General features: G+C 64.8%; 18 protein-coding genes. 7 read left to right on the plus strand and 11 right to left on the minus strand.

Annotated features, from left to right (window positions below):
• Positions 1 to 8 precede the first annotated feature (8 nt).
• Both ACSSV8_RS03855 and ACSSV8_RS03860 read right to left on the minus strand, forming a co-directional pair.
• Positions 9 to 1,061 carry a phosphotransferase family protein gene (locus ACSSV8_RS03855; RefSeq protein WP_454281565.1) on the minus strand — a complete coding sequence of 351 codons (1,053 nt, stop codon included), beginning with the start codon at positions 1,059 to 1,061 and terminating at the stop codon, positions 9 to 11.
• Entirely contained in the window at positions 1,058 to 2,128 is a 1,071-nt protein-coding gene (locus tag ACSSV8_RS03860) for a radical SAM/SPASM domain-containing protein (RefSeq protein ID WP_454281566.1), read from the minus strand. The genes ACSSV8_RS03855 and ACSSV8_RS03860 overlap by 4 nt, the downstream gene beginning before the upstream one ends.
• Positions 2,129 to 2,311: 183 nt before the next feature.
• Between ACSSV8_RS03860 and ACSSV8_RS03865 the strand changes: the two genes are divergently transcribed.
• A complete protein-coding gene (locus ACSSV8_RS03865; RefSeq protein ID WP_454281567.1) occupies positions 2,312 to 3,139 on the plus strand; it encodes an alpha/beta hydrolase family esterase in 828 nt (275 codons plus the stop codon).
• 3 nt (positions 3,140 to 3,142) lie between these two features.
• On the opposite strand, the gene mdoH is transcribed toward ACSSV8_RS03865, so the two are convergent.
• From mdoH to ACSSV8_RS03900, 7 genes are all read right to left on the minus strand, one after another.
• Entirely contained in the window at positions 3,143 to 5,005 is a 1,863-nt protein-coding gene (gene mdoH / locus ACSSV8_RS03870) for a glucans biosynthesis glucosyltransferase MdoH (RefSeq protein ID WP_454281568.1), read from the minus strand.
• The gene (locus ACSSV8_RS03875) at positions 4,993 to 6,516 is read right to left on the minus strand and encodes a glucan biosynthesis protein (RefSeq protein ID WP_454281569.1); all 1,524 of its coding nucleotides are present in this window, start codon (positions 6,514 to 6,516) and stop codon (positions 4,993 to 4,995) included. The genes mdoH and ACSSV8_RS03875 overlap by 13 nt, the downstream gene beginning before the upstream one ends.
• Complete coding sequence (locus ACSSV8_RS03880) at positions 6,498 to 7,730, minus strand: OpgC family protein (RefSeq protein WP_454281570.1); 1,233 nt, start codon at positions 7,728 to 7,730, stop codon at positions 6,498 to 6,500. Before ACSSV8_RS03880 ends, ACSSV8_RS03875 begins: the two co-directional genes overlap by 19 nt.
• A gap of 35 nt (positions 7,731 to 7,765) precedes the next feature.
• Positions 7,766 to 9,142, minus strand: a complete 1,377-nt coding sequence (locus tag ACSSV8_RS03885; RefSeq protein ID WP_454281571.1) for a tetratricopeptide repeat protein — start codon at positions 9,140 to 9,142, stop codon at positions 7,766 to 7,768.
• A gap of 187 nt (positions 9,143 to 9,329) precedes the next feature.
• On the minus strand, positions 9,330 to 9,800 hold the full coding sequence (locus ACSSV8_RS03890) for a DUF302 domain-containing protein (RefSeq protein WP_454281572.1): 471 nt from the start codon (positions 9,798 to 9,800) through the stop codon (positions 9,330 to 9,332).
• A gap of 76 nt (positions 9,801 to 9,876) precedes the next feature.
• Positions 9,877 to 11,052, minus strand: coding sequence for a CaiB/BaiF CoA transferase family protein (locus ACSSV8_RS03895; protein ID WP_454281573.1), 1,176 nt, complete (start codon positions 11,050 to 11,052; stop codon positions 9,877 to 9,879).
• A gap of 10 nt (positions 11,053 to 11,062) precedes the next feature.
• On the minus strand, positions 11,063 to 12,685 hold the full coding sequence (locus tag ACSSV8_RS03900; RefSeq protein ID WP_454281574.1) for a thiamine pyrophosphate-binding protein: 1,623 nt from the start codon (positions 12,683 to 12,685) through the stop codon (positions 11,063 to 11,065).
• Positions 12,686 to 12,877: 192 nt separating this feature from the next.
• On the opposite strand from ACSSV8_RS03900, the gene ACSSV8_RS03905 reads away from it, so the two are divergent.
• From ACSSV8_RS03905 to ACSSV8_RS03930, 6 genes are all read left to right on the plus strand, one after another.
• Complete coding sequence (locus ACSSV8_RS03905) at positions 12,878 to 13,489, plus strand: ribonuclease D (protein WP_454281575.1); 612 nt, start codon at positions 12,878 to 12,880, stop codon at positions 13,487 to 13,489.
• A 3-nt stretch (positions 13,490 to 13,492) separates the two neighbouring features.
• The gene (locus tag ACSSV8_RS03910) at positions 13,493 to 14,116 is read left to right on the plus strand and encodes an LPS export ABC transporter periplasmic protein LptC (RefSeq protein WP_454281576.1); all 624 of its coding nucleotides are present in this window, start codon (positions 13,493 to 13,495) and stop codon (positions 14,114 to 14,116) included.
• Positions 14,113 to 14,607, plus strand: a complete 495-nt coding sequence (gene lptA, locus ACSSV8_RS03915) for a lipopolysaccharide transport periplasmic protein LptA (protein WP_454281577.1) — start codon at positions 14,113 to 14,115, stop codon at positions 14,605 to 14,607. Before ACSSV8_RS03910 ends, lptA begins: the two co-directional genes overlap by 4 nt.
• Positions 14,604 to 15,368, plus strand: a complete 765-nt coding sequence (gene lptB, locus ACSSV8_RS03920) for an LPS export ABC transporter ATP-binding protein (protein WP_454281578.1) — start codon at positions 14,604 to 14,606, stop codon at positions 15,366 to 15,368. Before lptA ends, lptB begins: the two co-directional genes overlap by 4 nt.
• Before the next feature lie 237 nt (positions 15,369 to 15,605).
• Positions 15,606 to 16,169 (plus strand): ribosome hibernation-promoting factor, HPF/YfiA family, encoded by a 564-nt coding sequence (gene hpf / locus ACSSV8_RS03925; protein WP_354540290.1) that lies wholly within the window; start codon positions 15,606 to 15,608, stop codon positions 16,167 to 16,169.
• Between the two features lie 43 nt (positions 16,170 to 16,212).
• Positions 16,213 to 16,677 (plus strand): PTS sugar transporter subunit IIA, encoded by a 465-nt coding sequence (locus ACSSV8_RS03930; protein ID WP_354540289.1) that lies wholly within the window; start codon positions 16,213 to 16,215, stop codon positions 16,675 to 16,677.
• A 6-nt stretch (positions 16,678 to 16,683) separates the two neighbouring features.
• Here ACSSV8_RS03930 and ACSSV8_RS03935 read toward each other — a convergent pair whose 3' ends face one another.
• On the minus strand, positions 16,684 to 18,111 hold the full coding sequence (locus tag ACSSV8_RS03935) for a nodulation protein NodH (RefSeq protein ID WP_454281579.1): 1,428 nt from the start codon (positions 18,109 to 18,111) through the stop codon (positions 16,684 to 16,686).
• A gap of 6 nt (positions 18,112 to 18,117) precedes the next feature.
• Entirely contained in the window at positions 18,118 to 19,818 is a 1,701-nt protein-coding gene (locus ACSSV8_RS03940; RefSeq protein WP_354540287.1) for a DUF5927 domain-containing protein, read from the minus strand.
• Between the last annotated feature and the right edge of the window lie 6 nt (positions 19,819 to 19,824).

Below are 19,824 nucleotides of genomic sequence, written 5' to 3' on the forward strand. Positions count from 1 at the left end.
ATCAAAGATTACAGAATATCGGCCAGCAGACCGAACTCGGAGTCAAGCCGCGTCGCCGTGTCGGGCGCGAGATAGTGATCGACACGGCCCCGGACATGGGCAATCAGCGCGGCCTCGCTATTGTCCGCCGCCCAGTCCTCGCCATCGCTGTCCGCCTTCGCGCCCGCGCCAGAAAGAACCCACCATTTCGCGCACCACGTCATCGACCAGAGCCACATCGCGCGGCGCAGCGGTAAAATCCACGGGCGCAGCGCCGCGCGGTCGGTCTCGGGCAGATGATCGAGCCAGTGATGACAGGCGCGCGCCACCTGTTGCAGGTCCAGCACGGCATGGCTCGCCACATCCCAGGTGGTCGAGGTATAAAGCGTGGCATGTGCCAGATCGAGCGGCGGCGCGCTGTAGCGGGCCTTTTCCAGATCGACCAGAACGGCACGCCCATCGGCCAGGATCAGGAAATTTCCGGGATGCGCGTCAAAGGAAATGAGCCGCTTGGGCGGGCGCGCGGCGCGGGCGGCAAGATCGCGCAGCGCGGCGATATGCGCCTCTATGATGGCGCGCGTGTCGGGGTGGGCGGCGTGAAGATACGCGGCCTGCGCCTCGATTTCCGCCAGAAGATCGGCCAGAGGATCGGCGGGATCGAGCAGCGGCGCGCGCCCCTCCGGCACCGGCAGGCCATGGATCGCCGCCAGCGCCGCCATGATCGCGGGCAGGTCTTCGGGCAGGCGCGCGGCGCGCCCCTCGATCTCTTCCACGATCAGCCCGCCGCGCGGCAGGGTCTGCGACGGCGGCAATACGGCATAGAGGTGCGGCGCATGGGCCGAGGCGCTTGCGCGGGTGAAACAGGCGGCCTGATAGTCAAGGTTCTCGGCTGCGCCAAGCTGCATCTGGCTCTGCTTGGGCAGCCGTGCGATGCGCCCGGTCCCGCCAAGGCGGATATGGTCATGGGCCAGCCCGGTATCGGGCATCAACTCGGGCAGGCCGGGGGCCTGATCCGCAGCCTTGAGCGCCGCCATCAGCGCCGGGATGAGCGCGGCGCGCCGATCCGGGGCCGCTTCGGTCATTCCGCCGCCCGCTTTGCCGCCAGCCGGTCCGCACGCAGGCGCTGCAATTCCGGCCCCAGAACCTTCTCGAAATAGCGATCACAGCCGATGCAGAGGTTGCGATAGGGCGCGCCATCGGGGCGTTTCGTGCGGGATTCGTCAAGAAACCGCGCCACATCCCAGCCCTGCGCCAGCCCCATCCGCTCGGGGTGGCCCATCGAAATGGCCTCTAGCGCCGGGTGGCCTGTGAGACTGTCAAGGATATCGTCGAGCCGCTCTTCGCAGAGATTGCCCAAGGGGGCGGCGGTCTTGAGGCAGCAGGGGAACACATCGCCATTGGGATCGATCGAGACTTCCGACCCCGAATAGCCGCGATTGAGAAAGCCCAGCCCCCCCGACCAGACATTGCAGAAATTATCGGTGATCGTGGCCTGTGACAGCGAGTTTTCCCAGGCTCGCCCGCGCGGCCAGATCTTGCCGATCCAGGCATCCTCGGTCGCGCCGAACATCGAATAGACCGGCTGATCCTCGGTCTGATCGGCCCAGTTGCGGGTGGTGGAGGCCAGCGCGCTGTCGCGCATCCCGGCGGCCTCGAACATGGCGCGCAGCCGGTCGATAAGCGGCACGCGCCTGTCGCCTTCGTGGCCCACGTGAAAATCGTCCATCCCGGCGCAGGAAATCATCCAGACGCCGCGCGCCAGCAACTCGTCCACGATCTGCGGCGTGACCAGATCACCCGTGGTCTGCACGATCACCCGCACGCCCTGCGCGCCATATCGGGCCTGAATCGCCTCGAGTGCCGGATAAAGCACCTCCTCGCGCACCGGATCGACCAGCACCTCGCCGCCGGCCAGAATGATCCGGCTGGCGCGGCGCTCGTATCCGCCCGGTGCCGTCTCGGAGGGGGCGTTGAGGTCGAGATAGCTCAGCTCATCCGGCAGGCTTGCCAACACCTTGGGAAAGCTCTCTCTGGCCTCGTCCACGACCTTGCGCAGCGCGCCGCGCACATAGGGACGAAACCGCGACTCATAGCAATGCTTGCAGCGACGGTGACAGGCCCAGCAGAGGACGTAGTAAATGCTTTCCATGGGCGCGGGGGTTCCTTTCAATCGTGTGTGCTGTGGATGCCTCATTACCTATGGCGGTGAAAGGGCCGTCGCGTGTCACCTCACGGGATTGTCAGGCGTGCCCCTCACACAAGGGTGACAGGGTAACGCTAGGCAGCGGGCAACCTTTGTGCAACGCTTGACATGCACCCAGGAGTTCGTCCCATGCGCCTTGCCGTTGCCTTTGCCGCCTTTCTCGCCCTTGCCACACCCGCGAATTCGCAACCCGCTTGCGGCGGCGATATGCCCTGCACCACAGCTTCGGGCAGCTATCGCATCGCCCTGCCCGAGGGCGACGGTCCATTTCCCGTGGTGATTTTTCTGCACGGCTATGGCGGCAGCGCGCAAGGCACGATGCGCGGCGGCACGGCGCGCGCGGCGCTGGCGCGCGGCTATGCCTTCATTGCACCCGAAGGGTTGACGCGACCGGGGCGCAACCGCACAAGCTGGAATTTCCACCCCGAGTTTCCCGGACCGCGCGACGAGGCGGGTTTTCTCCGGGAGGTGATGCAGGATGCCACCGCGCGGTTCGGCATTGATCCCGCGCGCGGCCTGCTGACCGGGTTTTCCATCGGCGGCTCGCTCACCAGCTATATTGCCTGCGCACACCCCGATGATTTCGCCGCATATGCCCCCGTGTCGGGCAGCTTCTGGCGGCCCCATCCCGAGGGCTGTGCGGGGCCGGTGCGGCTTTTGCACACCCATGGCTGGCGCGATCAGGTCGTCCCGCTCGAGGGCCGCGAGATCCGGGCGGGCTTTGCCCAGGGCGATGTGTTCGAGGCCATGCAGATCTGGCGCGCGGCCAATCGCTGCGTGCGTCCCTATCCCGACCTTTTCGAGATCGGCGACGGCTTCTGGCGGCGCGTCTGGCTCGACTGTGCCCCCGGCTCGGCCTTGGAACTGGCGCTGTTCGATGGCGGCCACGGTGTGCCGCGCGGCTGGAGCGGCATGGCGCTCGACTGGTTCGAGGCGCAGGTCGGGCCTACGCAATAGAGGCTATTCCGCCGCAAGCGGCGGCATGTCCGCCGCCCGGAACAGAGCGCGGTGACGCCGCGCAAGTTGCAGGATCGCGGGCGGCTCGATCATCTCGGGCGTGGCCATGAGCGCCCCCATCCGCCGCCCCGACATCATCGACAGCGGCACCGCGCCGACAAGGCTTAGCCCGATCGGCAAGAGCCAGAGCGAGACGACGCCCGCCGCCATGCCCATGGCCAGAAGTGCGCCGCTGACCGTTTCAAGCGCGTGGAACTTGGCCACCGTGCCGAGACTGTAATCCCCGCCCTTGCGCGCCTGCGGCGACCAGATCGGGCGGATCCCGATGATGGTGCGCAGCACCGCCACCACCTGTTGCACCATCATGATCGGCGCAAACAGGATCGACAGCAGGATTTCCACCATGAGCGACAGGCTGAACCGCCCCGCCCCCCCGAACCGCGCAATCTGCACCTCGCCAAGGCCCAGCGCCAGCGCGCCCATGAGCTTCGGGGCCAGGAGCATCCCATACATGAAGACAAGGATCAGCACCGAATTGACACGGCTCATCTCGGGCCAGACCGGGTAGAGCGGATTTTCCACCGAGAAATAGGTGATCACGCTGTCCGGCCCGTTGCCCAGAAGCGCCCAGATCACCAGAAGCCCGAACCAGGCGGGCGAAAGAAGATAGCTCATCGCGCCGTGAAACAGGTGAAACCGCGACACGGCATGAAAGCCGCGCGTGCCCAGCAGGCGCAGGTGCTGCAAATTGCCATGGCACCAGCGCCGGTCGCGCAGCGCATAGTCGATGAGGGTCGCGGGCGGCTCCTCGTAACTGCCGGTGATATGCGGCACGAAGCGCACCGCCCATCCGGCCCGGCGCAACAGGCCCGCCTCGACGAAATCATGGCTGAGGATCAGCCCGCCCGTCCCCGATAGCGACGGCATCCGGGGCAGGCCCGCGCAACCCGCAAAGGCGCGCGTGCGGATGATCGCGTTATGACCCCAGTAATTGCCCTCGGTGCCTGTCCAGCCTGCCAGCCCCTCGCTCAGGAGCGTGCCATAGACGGCGGCGGAAAACTGCTGCATCCGACCGAAAAGCGTATCCGACCCGATCACCATGGGTGCCGACTGAATAAGGCCCGCGGTCGGATCGGCCGCCAACTCATCGGCCAGCGCAACGATCGCCTCGGCGCTCATCAGGCTGTCGGCGTCAAGCACGAGCATGGCGTCATGCGCGGCCCCCCAACCCTCGATCCAGTCCCTGATATTGCCGACCTTGCGCTCGGTGTTGCGGGTGCGGCGGCGATACCAGACCCGCAGATCGGGCGGCAGGGCCTCGCGCAGCGTTTTGAAGGCGCGGCGTTCGGCCGGCGCGATTTCGGCATCCTGCGTGTCGCTGAGGATGAACAGATCGAACCGATGCGCCGGTTTGCTCTCGCGCAGCGCCATCATCATCGCGCAGGCATTGCCGAAGACCTCGGCAGTGTCCTCATTGTAGATCGGCACCAGCAGGGCCACGTTGAGCGGGGTTGTCCCATCTGCCCGCGCGCGTTGCCGCATGATGTGGCAGATCAGGCCAAGCGTCGCGGTGCCCATCGACAGCGCAATCCAGAAGAACGTGACCGTGACCAGCGCCAGCAACACCCATTCCAGCCACCATATGCCGCCATCCGACAGCCAGTCCGCAAACACAAAGGCTAGCGCGCCGGTGGTCAGCACCGCCGGGACAAAGGCCGCCGCCCGCCGCCACCAGAACCGGCGCGCGGGCTGCCATGCAGGCGCGTTCGGGTCACGGTGAGGCACCTTGAGGCTCTGAACCGGATGGCTCAGCGGCGCTGGCGGCGGCATATGCGCCCCGCCGGGGAAAGCGGTCACGCGGTCCATCGGTAGAGCCACACTTCCGATACGCCGCGTCCCTCGTGGAAAAGCTGCACACGCATTTCGGCCACCTGCACGTCGGCGGGATCAAAGGAAAACGCAAGGCGCGGCCCGTCGGTTTCGGGGTTGCGCTGAATGAGGCCCGGCGACGTTTCCAGCCTTGCGGAATTCACGTAGATCACCAGATCGTCGTAATCCTCCGGCAAGGCGGCATGAGGGGCAAAGTCAATCGTCACCAACTGGTGCTGATTGTGCGGAAAGCCGCGCCCGATCCGGGTTTCCAGAACCTGCGCCACGGGCTTTTGCTCGGGGATCTCGCCCGCCCACGACATGCGGTAGGTGAAGCCGTGTTCGCTCCCCGCCGCAAGCGGCTCTCGCGGGCGCCAAAAGGCCACGATATTGTCGAAAATCTCCTTGTCCGTCGGGATCTCGACCAGCGTCACTGCACCACGCCCCCAATCCTCTCCGGGCGTGATCCAGAGACTCGGGCGCAGATGATACTTCGCCTCAAGGTCATGGAAATCCGAGTAGCGCCGCGCCCGCTGCGCAAGGCCAAAGCCCTGCGGGCCATCATCCACGAAACTCGACACCTGAAGATGACGCGGATTGCCCAGGGGCCGCCACAGCATCTCGCCATTGCCGTTGAGGATCGTCAGCCCGTCGCTGTCATGGACGGCAGGGCGGAAATCGTTGAAGCGGTCGCGCATCTTGGCGTCGAAATAGAACATCGAGGTGAGCGGCGCGATACCGACATTGGCCAGATCGGCGCGCGGCCAGAGCGTGCAGCGCACATCGACATCGGCAGATTCGCCGTAAGGGTCGAGCGTGAAATGATACATGCCCGTGACCGACGGGCTTTCCATCAGGGCATGGATGCGATGCATCTGCGCGCCGGGGGCGGGCTTTTCGATCCAGAACCGGGTGAAATCGGGAAACTCCTCGCCCTCGGGCGCGGCGGTGTTCACCGCCAGACCCCGCGCCGAGAGGCCATAGACCAGATCGCGCGGGATCACGCGGAAATAGCTCGCGCCCTGGAAAACGGCATACTCCTGAAAGAAGCCGGGTTTGGATATCTCGGCCCTCAGCCGCACGCCGGAATAGCCCAGCCGGTCGTCGACGGGCAGATCGCCGGGCACGATCTCGTGCTTTTCATAAAGCGACAGGTCGAAGGGCACGCGCCGCGCGATGCCGTCCTCGACCATGTTGACCTCGACCGAACGAGGGAAATAGAGCCCCGGCGGGAAGAGGTCGAATTCAAGCGTCGCCTCGGTCCCGGCCCAGAAAACGCGCGATGGATCGTAGCGGATCGCGCGATATTGGTCATAGGTCAAATCGCGCCATTCCTGCGGCACCAGCGGGCGTTCGGCATAGGGTTGCGCCGCAATCTCGCGGGCCAGCGCGTCGAGCATCTCCTCGGAAAACGGCACGCCCTCGGCGGCCCGCGCCATACCCGGCCAGAGCGCCAGCGCGCCAAGCCCCTGCAAAACCTCGCGCCGGATCATTTCGCGCCCCTCCATGGGTGGCCCTTGAACCAAGCTGCCACATAGGCCACCACGATCAGGACCCCGAAGCCAATGAAATTGGCCAGCGTCATGTTCCAGGCGGTCCGCCCGACCTGGTCCATGACAAAGCCCGAGAGGCGCGCGAAGAACATCGAAAAGACGAACACCGCGAGCGATTGCTGCCCCACCTTGAGGATCATCGCCAGAAGACCCGACCACAGCCGCGACAAAAGACCCGTGCCAGCCGCCCGGAGCCGCGCGCCCCCCTCACCCGCCGCCGCCCAGCACAGATAGGCAAGGGCAAGGAAATGCACGTAACGCAGGATGCCGAAATCGGACTTGTTGAACAGTCCGCGATTTTCGATCCGCCAGTCGCGCGCCCAGTCGAAGCCGAATTCGCGCACACCGATATTCGAGAGCGGAATATTGGCAATCACGATGAACACCGCCAGCCCGATCAGCACCCGGTTCACCGGCGGTTTCGGCAACCAGCCGCGCATGAATGCAAAGCCGGTGAAGAACACAAGCTGCCAGCCGAACGGGTTGAAGAACCATGTGCGATCCGACCACGGCTCTGCTGGCAACCCCAGATGCCAGTCGTTCAGGCCAAGCGGCTCCAGCACCGCGCGCTGCGCGAAAAGCCAGATCAGACCCATCGCGCCGAACACCGCCCAAGGGCTCACCCGGCTCAGCGCCATCATCATGGGCATCATCACCAGAATGACCATATACATCGGCAGGATGTCGAAATAGTTGGGCACGTAGGTCAGGGTGAAGAGGCCGACAAGCTGCGGCCCCGGATCCTCGAAGAACTTCCACAGGTTCAGCGTGCCGATATAGGTCTTGTCGAATTCCCCGAAATGATCGAACGCCGCAAGCAGTGTCACCGTGGCAAAGAACAACGCGATATGCGCCCAGTAGACCTGCCAGACACGGTAACCCACCCGCGAGGAGCCAAGGGTCCAGCCCGCCCGGTCGAAGGTCCGGCCAAAGGCGATAGCCGAGGCCATGCCGGAGCAGAACACGAAAATCTCGGTCGCGTCCGAGAAGCCCCAGCGCGCCGGGATCCAGCTTGTGAAGAAATTGCGCGGGGTATGGGCCGCAAGGATGATGAACATCGCCAGCCCGCGAAAGAAATCCAGCCGGATATCGCGCGTGCCCGCCACGGGGGCGGCAACCGCTTTCTGGGATTGACCATGGGCCATGGCGGGATCGGCAACACTCGTCATCGCGGTGTCGGCTCCTTGCAAATTGTGTCGCGGGGTCACTCGGCCGGAAGTCGCCCCGCCTCGGACCAGCCGCTGCGGGCCTCCTCGATCAGGTCGAGACGGGTGGCGGCATAGCTGTCAAGCTTGCCCGCGCGGCGCGCGCGGCGCTCCTTGAGAATGGTCTCGGCCTCGTCCATGAACCCCGCGCGCAACGCCGAATCTATGGTCAGACGTTCGAACACGTCCCGTTGCGCATGGCTTCCGCCGGCAAGTTGCATGGAGTGGCGCGCCCGTCCCAGATTGAGAAACGCCGTCTTGTAATCCCCGGCACCGAAAGCCTCAAGCCCCGTCGCCGCCGATAGGCCGGGATTTGCCATCCGCGCCATCATGTCCGAGGCATTGGCGCGCTTGGCATCGCCATGCAACCGCGCCAAAAGGCGTTTGACCGCCGTCTCGCGCTTGCCGCCGATAAGTGCCAGCAGATAGTGGAGATCGGCGAAGATGAGACATGCATCCTCTGTGCGGCGCTCACTGATCTCGGCCATTTCCTCCCATCGGTCGCCGACATTGACGCCTTCGAGCTCCAGCCGCATGAGCATCGAGGCCCCGTTGGAAATGTCGCGGAAATCGTCGGTGTGATCGCGGCGCACCTCGGTGTCGTAAAGCGCGAACACCGTGTCGATCTCACCCTGATCGAGATGCATCAGCGCCTTGTGCCACCAGACGTGGTAGCGGAAATTGTTGCAATGCGTCCAGGCCGCCTCGCGCCCCTCGAGCCAGGTCAGGCCCGCGCGCGAATTACACGTCATGTCAAAGACATGCGCCACCGCGTGCAGCCCCCAGGCATCGTCGGGCGAGAGGCTCAGGCCCAGCCGCCCCGCCGTCTCGGCGCGACCGTAATCGCCGGTTTCTTCCAGCGCGAAAGCATGACAGCCGAAGAGATAGCCCCGCGCCGGGTTCTTGGCGTCATAGGCGGGCAGCAGCGCCTCGATGGAGGCGCGCATCCCCTTGTTGTCCCCCAGAATGAAGCGGGTGGCGTGGCCGATCTTCATCGCCAGCGCATCCTCGGGCCAGCGGGTGAGGATCGCCTCCATCTCGCGCACCGTCTCGGTGGGGCGGCCGTCGATCCAGGCACCGAGCGCGCGGACATACCCCATCTCGCGCGGCTGGGGCGCGCCCGCTTGCGCGCAGGAAATCGCCGCCTCATGGGCGGCGCGTGCGGTCTCTTCCATCTCGCTGCGGCCCAGCATCTTGCAGAACAGGCCCTTGACCGCATGAGCCATGGCAAAGCCCGGCTCCTCGCTCAGAACCTTGCCCAGATGATCGGGCGTCGCGGCGTTATGGGCAAGAAACGCCAGCACCATCCTGTCCCAGGCCTGCACGGCCTCGGGCGATGAGAGCGAGGTTTCATACCCGAATTGATCATTGCGCATGGCCCGAGAGTCCTTTCGGCAGAAGAGATGCGGTCTAGCTAGCCCGCAATTTATGACACCGGCAACCAAAGCGCGCGGCACATCACCAATACGTTATCCGTTTCTCAAGGAATGTGACGCCTCACGCCCCCGTGCTCAATATTCGAGCGCAGTCCGGGCGGCAAGAACCCGCTGAGCGTGTATTTGCCTAGTCCGCCACCGCCGCCCGCGCCACCGCGTCGAACACCCCGTCAAGCTCCGCCGCCAGCGCGCGCAGCGCCTCGCCGCCGTCGTCGAAATAGGGGGCAAAGACATGGCTGGGCGTCTTGTAGGCAAGCGTCGAGGTGCCATCGGCGTTCTCGGTGGCATAAAGCACGATCGGTGCCTCGATCCCGGCGGCAATGCTGGCATCGAGCATCCTGCGCGCATATCCGTTGTCATAGAGGCCAAAGACACGGTTGCCGGGAATGGTGATGCCTTGCGCCTTTGCTCCGGCGGAGGCGCTTGCCTGCGTCACGATTCGGATCGGGGCCTCATCGACCGCCGCATTCACCGCCTTGACCAGATCCTCAAAGGATTTCCCGCTTTGCAGGATCACCCAGCCTTCGCGTGGTTCAAGCGCCTGCGCGCTGCCTGTGACAAGCATGAAAACGGCAAGAAGTTTCAGAAATCGTTGCATGAATAGCCCTCCAATCGATGACAGAGGGCTACGCCTTGACCCGAGTCGCGGCAAATCACGTGGCCGCGAGCGACGGTTACAGATCGTCCTTCAACCGCCGCAGCACCGTTTCGGTATCCGCCCCTGTGGACGGGGGTGCAGACCGATAGCTCACCGGTGTGCGCGAAAACTTGAGCGGATTGCCGATCAGGCGCACCTCGCCCTTGGCGGTCTGCGGCGCAGGCAGCGTCACGGTCATGCCGCGCGCCCGCGCCTGTTCGCTCTCGAGCGCCTGCTCGATCGTGTTGACCGGACCGACCGGAACCTTGCGTGCCTCAAGCCCCTCGATCACGTCCTGCATGGTCCGGCCTGCCAGAACCCCGGCGAGCATCGGCACGAGCACATCTCGATTGGCCAGACGCGCGGTGTTGGTGGCAAAGCGCGGGTCAGTGGCCCAGCCCGGTTGCCCCAGATAGTCACAAAACCGGACATATTGGCTGTCATTGCCGACCGCGACAATCACATGGCCGTCAGCGGTGGCAAAGACCTGATAGGGCACGATATTGGGATGGGCATTGCCCGCCCGCGTGGGTGAAATGCCGGAGGTGAGATAGTTCAGCCCCTGATTGGTCAACCACGACAGCGTCGCATCGACCAGCGCGATGTCGATATGCTGCCCCTCGCCGGTCGCGTCCCGGTGGCGCAACGCAGCAAGGATGCCGGTCGCCGCATAAAGCCCGCAGACGATATCGGCCACGCCCACGCCCACCTTCATCGGCTCTCCCTGCGCCTCGCCGGTGATCGACATGATCCCGGCAAAGCCTTGGGCCATCAGGTCATAGCCCGGCTTGTCGCGGTTCGGCCCGGTCTGGCCGAAACCGGAGATCGAGCAATAGACAAGGCCCGGATACGCCGCACACAGCGTCTCGTGATCGAGCCCGTATTTGCGCAAACCACCCGGTTTGAAATTCTCGATCACCACATCGGCGCGGCCCGCCAGCGCGTGCAGGGCCTTTTGCACCTGCCCGTCGGTCAGATCCACCGCCACGGATTTCTTGTTGCGGTTGGAGGACATGAAATAGGCCGAAAGATCGGTGGGCTTGCCGTCGGGATCGAGCGCAAAGGGCGGCCCCCAGCCGCGCGTGTCGTCGCCCTGAAGGCTCTCGATCTTGAGCACCTCCGCCCCCAGATCGCCCAGAAGCTGCGTGCAGGTGGGACCGGCCAGAATCCGGCTCAGGTCGAGAACGACAAGGCCATCAAGCGGGCCGGGCATGGGCACCTCCTCAGATGCGGTTGTCATAAGAGCCGCGGTCGATCTCGGCGGCGATGACGGTAAAGCGGTCGGCCTGCTGCGCGGCCTGCAAGGCGGCGCGCAACTCCGCCCGGTTCGACACCCGCACGCCATGGCCGCCAAAGGCGCGCCCGATGGCGGCAAAATCGTGATGGCCGAAATCGACCGCGAGATTGACCATCTGCCGCTCGCGCTGCTTCTTCTCGATGAGCGCGAGGCTTGCATCGACGAAAACGACGAAGATCACCGGCAGGTTCAATTCCGCCACGGTCGAGAGTTCCCCCGCCACCATCAGGAAGCCGGCATCGCCGGAAAAGCTGACCACGGTGGCCTCGGGCGTGGCCAGTTTCGCCCCCATCGCCAGCGGCACGGCGCAACCCATCGTGCAAAGTGCCGTCGATTGCAGAACGCTGCGCGGGTGATGCGTTGTCCACATCTGCGACAAGAGGATACGATGCGCTCCACTGTCGACGGTGATGATCGTCTCCTCGGGCAGCACGGCACGCGCCTCGGCGATGACGGCGGCAGCGCCCCAGTCATCGCCAGTGGGAAATGCCTGCGCCAGCGCCGCGCGCACCTCTGCCACCTCACCGCCGGACCATGTGGCCCGAGGGGCGACCCCCTCGGCAATCGCCGCCAGCGACGGCGCGCAGCCCCCCACGATATTCATCGTCGCCTGATGCATGTATTGGTCATTCGGCACGGCGGCGATGTCGATCACGTTGACCGCCGCCGGGTCCCATATCTCGCGCCAGCCGGGGCGCATCTCGATGGGATCATAGCCCACGCAGAGGATCAGATCGGCCTGTTGCACCAGCGGCACGAGAATGCCATCGGCCAAGGGAGAGAGGCCCGCCCCCCCAAGGCACAGCGGATGCGTCTCGGGGATGATCCCCTTGGCCTTGTAGCTGGTGATCACCGGAATGTTCAGGCGTTCGGCGACCTCCAGAATCGCCGCCCCCGCCGCCTCGTTCACCGCATCGAGGCCCACGATCATCACCGGGCGCTCTGCCCCGGCCAGCCAGTCGCGCGGCCCTTGCGGGGCGGCGGGCACCATCTGCACCGCGTCGGGACGCCGGCGCAGACGCGGCAGGCTCACGCGCTCATCGGCCACGGAAATCGGCACGTCGATATGCACGGGGCCGGGCCTCCCTTCGGTGGCGATGCCCACGGCCTTGTCGGCGATGATGTCGGCCCCCTTCGCAGTCAGGCGAAAGGTCGCCTTGGTGATCGGTGCCAGAACCGCCTCGTGATCGAGAATCTGATGGGTATAGGTCAGCGCCTCATCGGCATCGACGCAGCCGGAAATCACAATGAGCGGCACCCGGTCCTGATGCGCGTTGGCAATCGCGTTGACCCCGTTCAACACCCCCGGCCCCAGCGTCGCCACCAGAATCCCCGGCGCGCCGGTGCGCTGCCACACGCCCTCGGCCATGAATGCCGCCGCATTCTCGTGCCGCGCCAATGTCACCTCGATCCCGGCGCGTGCCAGCGCATCCATCACCGTCAGAACCTCGCCCCCCGGCATGCCGAAGGCATGGCGGCATCCGGCCTCAAAGAGACGTCGCGCCAGATGATCGGCGGCGCGGGGCGGGGTGGTCTCGGGGCGGCTCATGCAGGCTCCTTTACTCGGTCGCGCCCTGTTGTGGCCGAGGGGCGGTGCAATCGCAAGCCGGATCGGCGCGCACGCGACTGGATTTCATGCCCGGCCGCGCCCATATCCGGGTTGAGGCAGGGACGGAAAGCGCCTAATCAGACAGGATATATCCATCCCGACAGCATCCCAGAGCGGGCATCAAGGCATCTCATGGCGAACCATCTTCATCAAGGCGACCTGCCCGACGGGCTTCACCTTGGCCCTGTCGTGGCCATTGACTGCGAGACGATGGGCCTCAACCCGCTGCGCGACCGGCTCTGCGTGGTGCAACTCTCAGACGGCGACGGCCACGCCCATCTGGTGCAGGTGGCCATGGGGCAGACAAGCGCGCCCAATCTGGAGCGGCTTCTGACCGACCCCGATACGCTCAAGCTGTTTCATTTCGGGCGCTTCGACATAGCCGCGATGTATCACGCCTTCGGCGCGCTCGCAGCCCCGGTCTATTGCACCAAGATCGCCTCGAAACTCATCCGCACCTATACCGACCGGCACGGGCTGAAATACCTGTTGCAGGAGCTTCTCGGCGTGGACATTTCCAAGCAGCAGCAAAGCTCTGATTGGGGTTCGGATGCGCTCAGCGCGGCGCAGCTCGATTACGCCGCCTCCGATGTGCTTTATCTCCATGCCCTGCGCGACCGGCTCGACACGATGCTCGCCCGCGAGGGGCGCACGGACCTCGCGCAGGCGTGTTTCGATTTCCTGCCCATGCGCGCGCGGCTCGATCTTGCGGGCTGGCCCGAGACCGACATCTTCGCGCATTGAGCCATGGCGCGGGCGGACAACACCTATTCGCGGATCGTGGCGGGGATGAAGATCCTGCTGCCGCTGGCCGCACTCGGGCTTTTATCGACGCTGTTTCTCATCTCGCGCACCATCGACCCCTCCAGATCCGTGCAGCTTTCCGAGATCGACCTTGAGAAGCGCGCGCAGGAAATGGGCGTCACCAGCCCCAGTTTCGCGGGGGTCACGGCAAAAGGCGACGAGGTTACCATCGCCGCCGATATGGCCCGCCCCGATGCGAACAGCACCGACCGGATCAGTGCCGATCAGGTGCGCGGCGAGATGCGGCTTTCGGGTGGCACCGTGATCGCCTTACGCGCCGACGCGGCGCGGGTCGATCAGGCGGCGATGACCGCAGCCTTGCTGGGCGGCGTGCACATCACCACAACCACCGGCTATGAGATCGACACCGAGCGGCTCGATGCGCGGCTCGATGTGCTCCACGCCGAGAGCGCGGGCGCGGTGCGGGCCACGGGGCCGATCGGCACGATCGAGGCGGGACAGATGCTTTTGCATCACAACGCCGAGACCGACACAGCCGAAGTGCTTTTCACCGGGGGGGTCGTGCTGATATACCTGCCGCAATCATCTGGGGACATAGATCAGTGACTTTCCTGAACCGGTTTGCCGCCGTCGCGGTTTTATCCTGCCTGCCCGGCCTTGCCATGGCACAGGCGGGTGCATTTTCCTTTGGTCAGGGCACGCGGGATCGCGCCGCCCCGGTCGAGGTTTCATCGGATGCGCTCAGCGTCGATCAGAACGACAATTCCGCGCTCTTCACCGGCTCCGTGGTGATCGCGCAGGGCGACATGCGCCTCGCCGCGCCGCGTGTGCGGGTCGTCTACCTGCCGGATCGCAGCGGGATAGAGACGCTTGAGGCCTCGGGCGGCGTGACCCTGACCAGCGGCGAGGATGCGGCAGAGGCGCAGGACGCGGCCTACAACCTCGGCACCGGCATGATCGAGTTGCGGGGCAATGTGATGCTGGTGCAGGGCACAAGCGCCATTTCCGGCGATACGGTCATCGTGGATACCAACGCCGGCACCGCGCAGGTGACGGGCCGCGTCAAGACGATCCTGAGACCGCAGGAAAACCAGTGACCGCACCGACCCTGACCCTTGCCCACAGCAATGACGCGCCCGGACTGCGGATCGTCAACCTGCGCAAGAGCTACAAGAAAAAGATCGTGATCCGCGACGTCTCGCTCGACCTGGCACAGGGCGAGGTGGTGGCGCTTCTGGGTCCCAACGGCTCGGGCAAGACCACGACATTCTACGCGATCGCGGGGCTGATCCATCCCGAGGGCGGCCATATCTATATCGACGGGCGGGATGTGACCACCCTGCCGATGTATCGCCGCGCCAAGCTGGGCATCGGCTATCTTCCGCAGGAAATGTCGATCTTTCGCGGCCTCTCGGTCGAGGACAACATCACGGCGATTCTCGACATCGCCGAGCCCAAGCGCGCGCGGCGGCGCGAGAGGCTGGAGCAACTTCTTTCGGAATTTTCCATCGAGCATCTGCGCCGCGCACCGGCGATGGCGCTCTCGGGGGGCGAACGGCGGCGCGTGGAAATCGCACGCTGCCTTGCCGCCAATCCGCGCTACCTGCTGCTTGATGAGCCTTTCGCCGGGGTCGATCCGATTTCGGTCAACGATATCCGGCACCTCGTCGCCGATCTGAAGAAACGCGGCATCGGCGTGCTGATCACCGATCACAACGTCCGCGAAACCCTCGAAATCGTGGACCGCGCCTATATCCTGCATGACGGTCGCGTGCTCATGTCCGGCACGCCGCGCGATGTGGTGGAGAACGAGAATGTGCGCCGGGTCTATCTCGGCGACAGCTTTCGCATCTCCTGACCGTGCGCCCGCATCATCGCTGCCCCCGGACCGCAAATAGATTGACAAACGGACCGAGACGGGCGTCAATTGGGGCATGACAAGTGGTGATCGCGCCCCGACTTCCGGACCGCGCCCGCGCCTTGGGCCGGGGTTCGCAGACTATCAACACTTGTCCCATATCAGCATCATAAGCCGGAGATGATCGCGCCCCATCCGGGCCGCAGCGCAACCGGTATGTCAAATGAAGGAGGCAAGATGCGCTACCAAATCAGTGGAAAGCAGATCGACATCGGCGAGGCCCTGCAAACCCATGTCAAGGACCAGCTTGGCATCGTCGTGGCGAAATACGCGGAACGCCCGACCGCCGCACAGGTCACCTTTTCCCGCATCGCGAGCGAGTTTTCCTGCGAGGCGGTCGTGCATCTTTCCACCGGTCTGACGGCGCAGGCGCGTGCCAAGGCTCATGAAATCTACGCCGCCTTTGACGCCTGCGCCGAGAAGATGGAAAAGCAGTTGCGCCGCTACAAGCGCCGTCTCAAGGATCATCACCGCGACCGCGCGGAGCCGGTTGAACTCTTCGGCGCTTCCTCCTATATCCTCGCCGCGAGTGACGAAGAGCCGGACGCGGAGCCCGACAGCCTGCAACCGATCATCGTCGCCGAGATCGAGACGCGGATTCCCTCGCTCTCGGTCGGAGAGGCGGTGATGCAGATGGAATTGGCAGGGGCGCCCGTTCTGGTGTTTCGCAAGGAAGGCAAGGAATCGGTCAATGTCGTATACCGTCGCGAGGACGGCAATATCGGATGGATTGACCCCTGATCGGAGGCGACAGGCGCCCGCGCCTGTCTGAACCACACAGCAAATGGATATACCCATGCTCCTCAAGCCCGAGGCGGTGCGTGCCTTGTCAGGCGTCACCAGCAAGAAACGCCTGATGAACGAGCTGGGCGCGCTCGTCGAGGCCGCTTACGGCGTCTCGCATTCCGCCGCCGTCGAGGCGCTTCTGGAACGCGAGAGCCTCGGGCCCACGGGCGTGGGTCATGGCGTTGCCCTGCCCCATGCCCGGCTCGACGGGCTGGAACAGGTCGTGGGCGTTCTGGTCGTGCTCGAAAAGCCCATCGAGTTCGAGGCGGTTGACCGTCAGCCGGTCGATATTGCCTTTGGTCTCTTCGCGCCGCTCGATGCCGGGGTGGAGCATCTCAAGGCACTGGCACTCGTCTCGCGCACCCTGCGCGAGCCGTCGCTTTGCGCCAAGCTGCGCGCCAACAGCGAGTCGGCCACGCTCTACACCATCGTGACCGCAGCGCAGGCGGCACAGGCCGCCTGACCGGTCTCAGCGCCAGTTGCGGAACCCGAACAGCATGTAATCGCGCAGATAGACCCCACGCGTCATCTGCTCGATGTCCTCATCGTAGAAGTCGGCCAGATCGAACGGCAGTTGCGCCGGGGCCTTTGGCGGTGCGGGAGGTTTGGCATAGCCCGCCTGCCGCGCCAGCGCCCCGAGCCAAGGCCCCATCTCGTTTTCACGCAGAATCACGTCGGGCGCGCCAAATTGCGCCATGCCTTCAATCAGCGCCGCCTGTGTCGCCCAATGCGCATCGACCCGAAGCGCGGTCTGCCCGGCCAGATTGGCCTTGAGAAACGTCAAAAAGGCCACGAAGGCCGCCCGGTGCGCCGCCAGATCATAGCCCTCGTCCGGCCAGCCGCCGGGGATCGGCAGCTTGTAGGCCTGCCGCAGCGTGCGCCGGATGTCGCGGTAACAGCCCGGTCCCTTGATCAGCACCTTGTCGCAAAACGCCGCATGGGCGCGCGCAACCGGGTGGCGCAGCACGGTAAAGCGGCGATGCCCCGGCTTGCGCCGCATCCAGCGCCGGAGCGCACTCTGATTGAGCTTGGTGGGCAAGGTCTCCACCGCCACACCGTCCAGCGCGGCGAGCCAGGCGCACACCTCCGCCACCGGCCCCGAATGCACCGGCATATAGAGCAGTGGCGCGCGCGCGGCGCTGACAAACCCCGGCACCGCCGCGCCGCGCCTCGGCTCGAAATTGGGACTGCGCGAGAGATCGAACATGTCCTGCCGGGCCAATGCGCGCGTCATCACCTCGTAATTCTCGACCTTGCTTTCCAGCGGCTCTGGATTCTGCGGCTTCAGCGACGCGTCCAGCGCCTCGAGCCGCGCAGCACAGCCCAGATAGCGCGCCAGCCCGTTCATCACCTCGACACTCTGCAAATCGTCGTAATGGACATAGAACGCCGTCTGCCCAGAGGTCTGGAGGCGGTTGAGCAACATCACCTGAAACGCCTGCAATTCCGCCAGGTGCCGCTCGAACTCATCCGGGTCGAACGTCACTGTGCTGTCACGACGCCGTTTGATATTGGTCAGCTTCCATTGCCCGGTCGCCTGCGCAATCTTCCGCGACACATAGCTGTCCACCGGGTTGCGCGTCAGCACGATCTTGGCGCAGCGCGGATCTTCGATCACCAGATCAAACACACGCGGATCATGATCGTGGAAATAGCGAAACCCGCCGATGCCCGCCGTCTGCCCCTTTATTGCCCCGATCAGGCGCGCGGGCTCCTCGTCGCGCTGCGCCTGCGTCAGGCCAAGGATCTCGGTGCGGTTGGGATAGCCGATGAAATGCGGGTTGAACGCCTCGCCATGACAGGTGATTCCGTCAAAGGCGTTGAGATTGGTTTCCAGAAAATTGGACCCCGTGCGCATTTCCGCGAAGATCACGAAATAATCGAACTGCGATCCCATACCGGCCTACCGCACCAGATACGGTTTGCGCTGCCCCTCGGGCGGCTGGTGCAGCCCCGCCTCGGCGCTGAAATCGCCCATCAGATAGGGGTGCATCCCTTGGTTCTTGAGGTTCTGGAGAAACTGGCCAAAGCCCGTGACGTCCGCCATGCGCGGCACCTCGGCCAGACCGCGCGGATTGGCCTTGCCGATCTCGTCAAGGATGCTCTGCAACGGCTCCATCGGCGATTCGATGAATTCCGCCATGGTCCAGATCCGCACCCTTGCCCGCACCCATTGCGAGCGCAGCACCTTGAGGTGATCCGCCTCGCGCTGTTGCAGCCGCGCCGCCTCGCGCCGGATGTCGGAGAAATTGGAGTTGGACTGAAACAGCGGCACCGCCCAGGCCCCGGAAATCACCGAAATCTGGGCATTGGCATCCTTGGCCATGGCCCATTCCACCTCCTCGAAGATGTCATTGGGGCCCAGCATGAAACATTGCCGCTCGCCGCGTGTGTTCCAGATCAGGCTGGCAAGAAAGGCGTGCGGGTTGTAGTCGCGCAGCGCCGCGCTGTCCGAGAGTGCGCCGGCCATGATCCGCTGGCCGTCGGCGAACTCGGCCCGCTCGGGCGCGAAGATATGGCCATGCACGCGCATCCCGGTCATCCGCGCGAGCCACGGTTCGAAATTCTCAAAGAGATCGCTGAACCCTTCAAAGACCGAATAGGGCGCGCAGGTCAGCCCGTTCTCGCGCCCTTCGACCGGAAAGCGGCTCTGCATGTAGAGGCCCGGCCGCCCGCGCGTGCGCCGCTCCACCGCCTTGGCAAAGATGCGGTCGATCTTGCCGGGGTTCGGGTCTGTCCGGTTCATCGCCCCCGCCGGATCGGTCAGGAAAGCCTCGTACAGACGGTTGGCAAAGGGCCAGATCTTGCGCGCCACAAAGCAATCCGAGCGCCGCAGGAGTTGCAGGTGATCGTCGTAGAAGATGTGCGGCTTGCCCTGGTAGTCGAATTTCGACAGCGTGAGCGACCGGCTCTCGATCTGGCGGGAATATTGCCGCGCCAGCGTCTGGAAATAGCTCTCGTCGGGGATCCAGACCTTCGAGAAATAGCGGTCATAGGCGGGGCGCTCGGGGTCCTCGAGAATGGCCGACAGGGTCTGGCGCGTCAGGCACCACCACTGGCTTCCCATATGCGGGACGATGCCGTTGGGGATGCGCCGCCTGAAGCCGACCAGCCGTTGCAGCGCCACATATTTGTCGAACAGAAACCGGTGCTTGCGCCAGGAGAACGGAAACCGCAGCGTGAATCGTTCCTCATCCAGCCCGCCGATCGTCCAGGGCACATCCGCCGTCGTCGCGCTCTCGATGAAATCGGTATGCGGGCGGGCGGCGAGATAGTCGATCAATTCCTGCACCGGACGCAGCGGCAGGCACGAGCCGGAGGCGAGATAGACATGGCGCACCTGCGGAAACTCGCGCAGCATGATGCTGGATGCGTTCTGCGTTGCCGCAACCAACCCCCACATGCCCCATTCGCAGCGATGCCGCTTGGCAAAGCGCAGGTCTGCCACGTCCGACAGAGATTTGACGAAGGCGTTATACGCCTTGTTGGGCACCGAGCGATCCACATGGATCACCAAAGGACAGCCTGACGCCGCCCAATGCCGCGCCACCTGTTCGGCCCGGCCAAAGGCCGTATGCACCAGCATGACGATGCCAAGGGTCATCTTCCC

Source organism: Roseovarius sp. MBR-79, from assembly GCF_053628555.1.

Excerpts from the sequence above, each read along its gene's own strand:
- ACSSV8_RS03880 (WP_454281570.1), bottom strand. The coding sequence starts at position 7,730 with ATGACGAGTGTTGCCGATCCCGCCATGGCCCATGGTCAATCCCAGAAA.
- ACSSV8_RS03910 (WP_454281576.1), top strand. The coding sequence starts at position 13,493 with ATGGCGCGGGCGGACAACACCTATTCGCGGATCGTGGCGGGGATGAAG.
- ACSSV8_RS03890 (WP_454281572.1), bottom strand. The coding sequence starts at position 9,800 with ATGCAACGATTTCTGAAACTTCTTGCCGTTTTCATGCTTGTCACAGGC.
- ACSSV8_RS03900 (WP_454281574.1), bottom strand. The coding sequence starts at position 12,685 with ATGAGCCGCCCCGAGACCACCCCGCCCCGCGCCGCCGATCATCTGGCG.
- hpf (WP_354540290.1), top strand. The coding sequence starts at position 15,606 with ATGCGCTACCAAATCAGTGGAAAGCAGATCGACATCGGCGAGGCCCTG.
- ACSSV8_RS03860 (WP_454281566.1), bottom strand. The coding sequence starts at position 2,128 with ATGGAAAGCATTTACTACGTCCTCTGCTGGGCCTGTCACCGTCGCTGC.
- ACSSV8_RS03885 (WP_454281571.1), bottom strand. The coding sequence starts at position 9,142 with ATGCGCAATGATCAATTCGGGTATGAAACCTCGCTCTCATCGCCCGAG.
- ACSSV8_RS03905 (WP_454281575.1), top strand. The coding sequence starts at position 12,878 with ATGGCGAACCATCTTCATCAAGGCGACCTGCCCGACGGGCTTCACCTT.
- ACSSV8_RS03935 (WP_454281579.1), bottom strand. The coding sequence starts at position 18,111 with ATGGGATCGCAGTTCGATTATTTCGTGATCTTCGCGGAAATGCGCACG.
- ACSSV8_RS03875 (WP_454281569.1), bottom strand. The coding sequence starts at position 6,516 with ATGGAGGGGCGCGAAATGATCCGGCGCGAGGTTTTGCAGGGGCTTGGC.
- ACSSV8_RS03855 (WP_454281565.1), bottom strand. The coding sequence starts at position 1,061 with ATGACCGAAGCGGCCCCGGATCGGCGCGCCGCGCTCATCCCGGCGCTG.
- ACSSV8_RS03895 (WP_454281573.1), bottom strand. The coding sequence starts at position 11,052 with ATGCCCGGCCCGCTTGATGGCCTTGTCGTTCTCGACCTGAGCCGGATT.
- mdoH (WP_454281568.1), bottom strand. The coding sequence starts at position 5,005 with ATGGACCGCGTGACCGCTTTCCCCGGCGGGGCGCATATGCCGCCGCCA.
- ACSSV8_RS03930 (WP_354540289.1), top strand. The coding sequence starts at position 16,213 with ATGGATATACCCATGCTCCTCAAGCCCGAGGCGGTGCGTGCCTTGTCA.
- ACSSV8_RS03940 (WP_354540287.1), bottom strand. The coding sequence starts at position 19,818 with ATGACCCTTGGCATCGTCATGCTGGTGCATACGGCCTTTGGCCGGGCC.
- ACSSV8_RS03865 (WP_454281567.1), top strand. The coding sequence starts at position 2,312 with ATGCGCCTTGCCGTTGCCTTTGCCGCCTTTCTCGCCCTTGCCACACCC.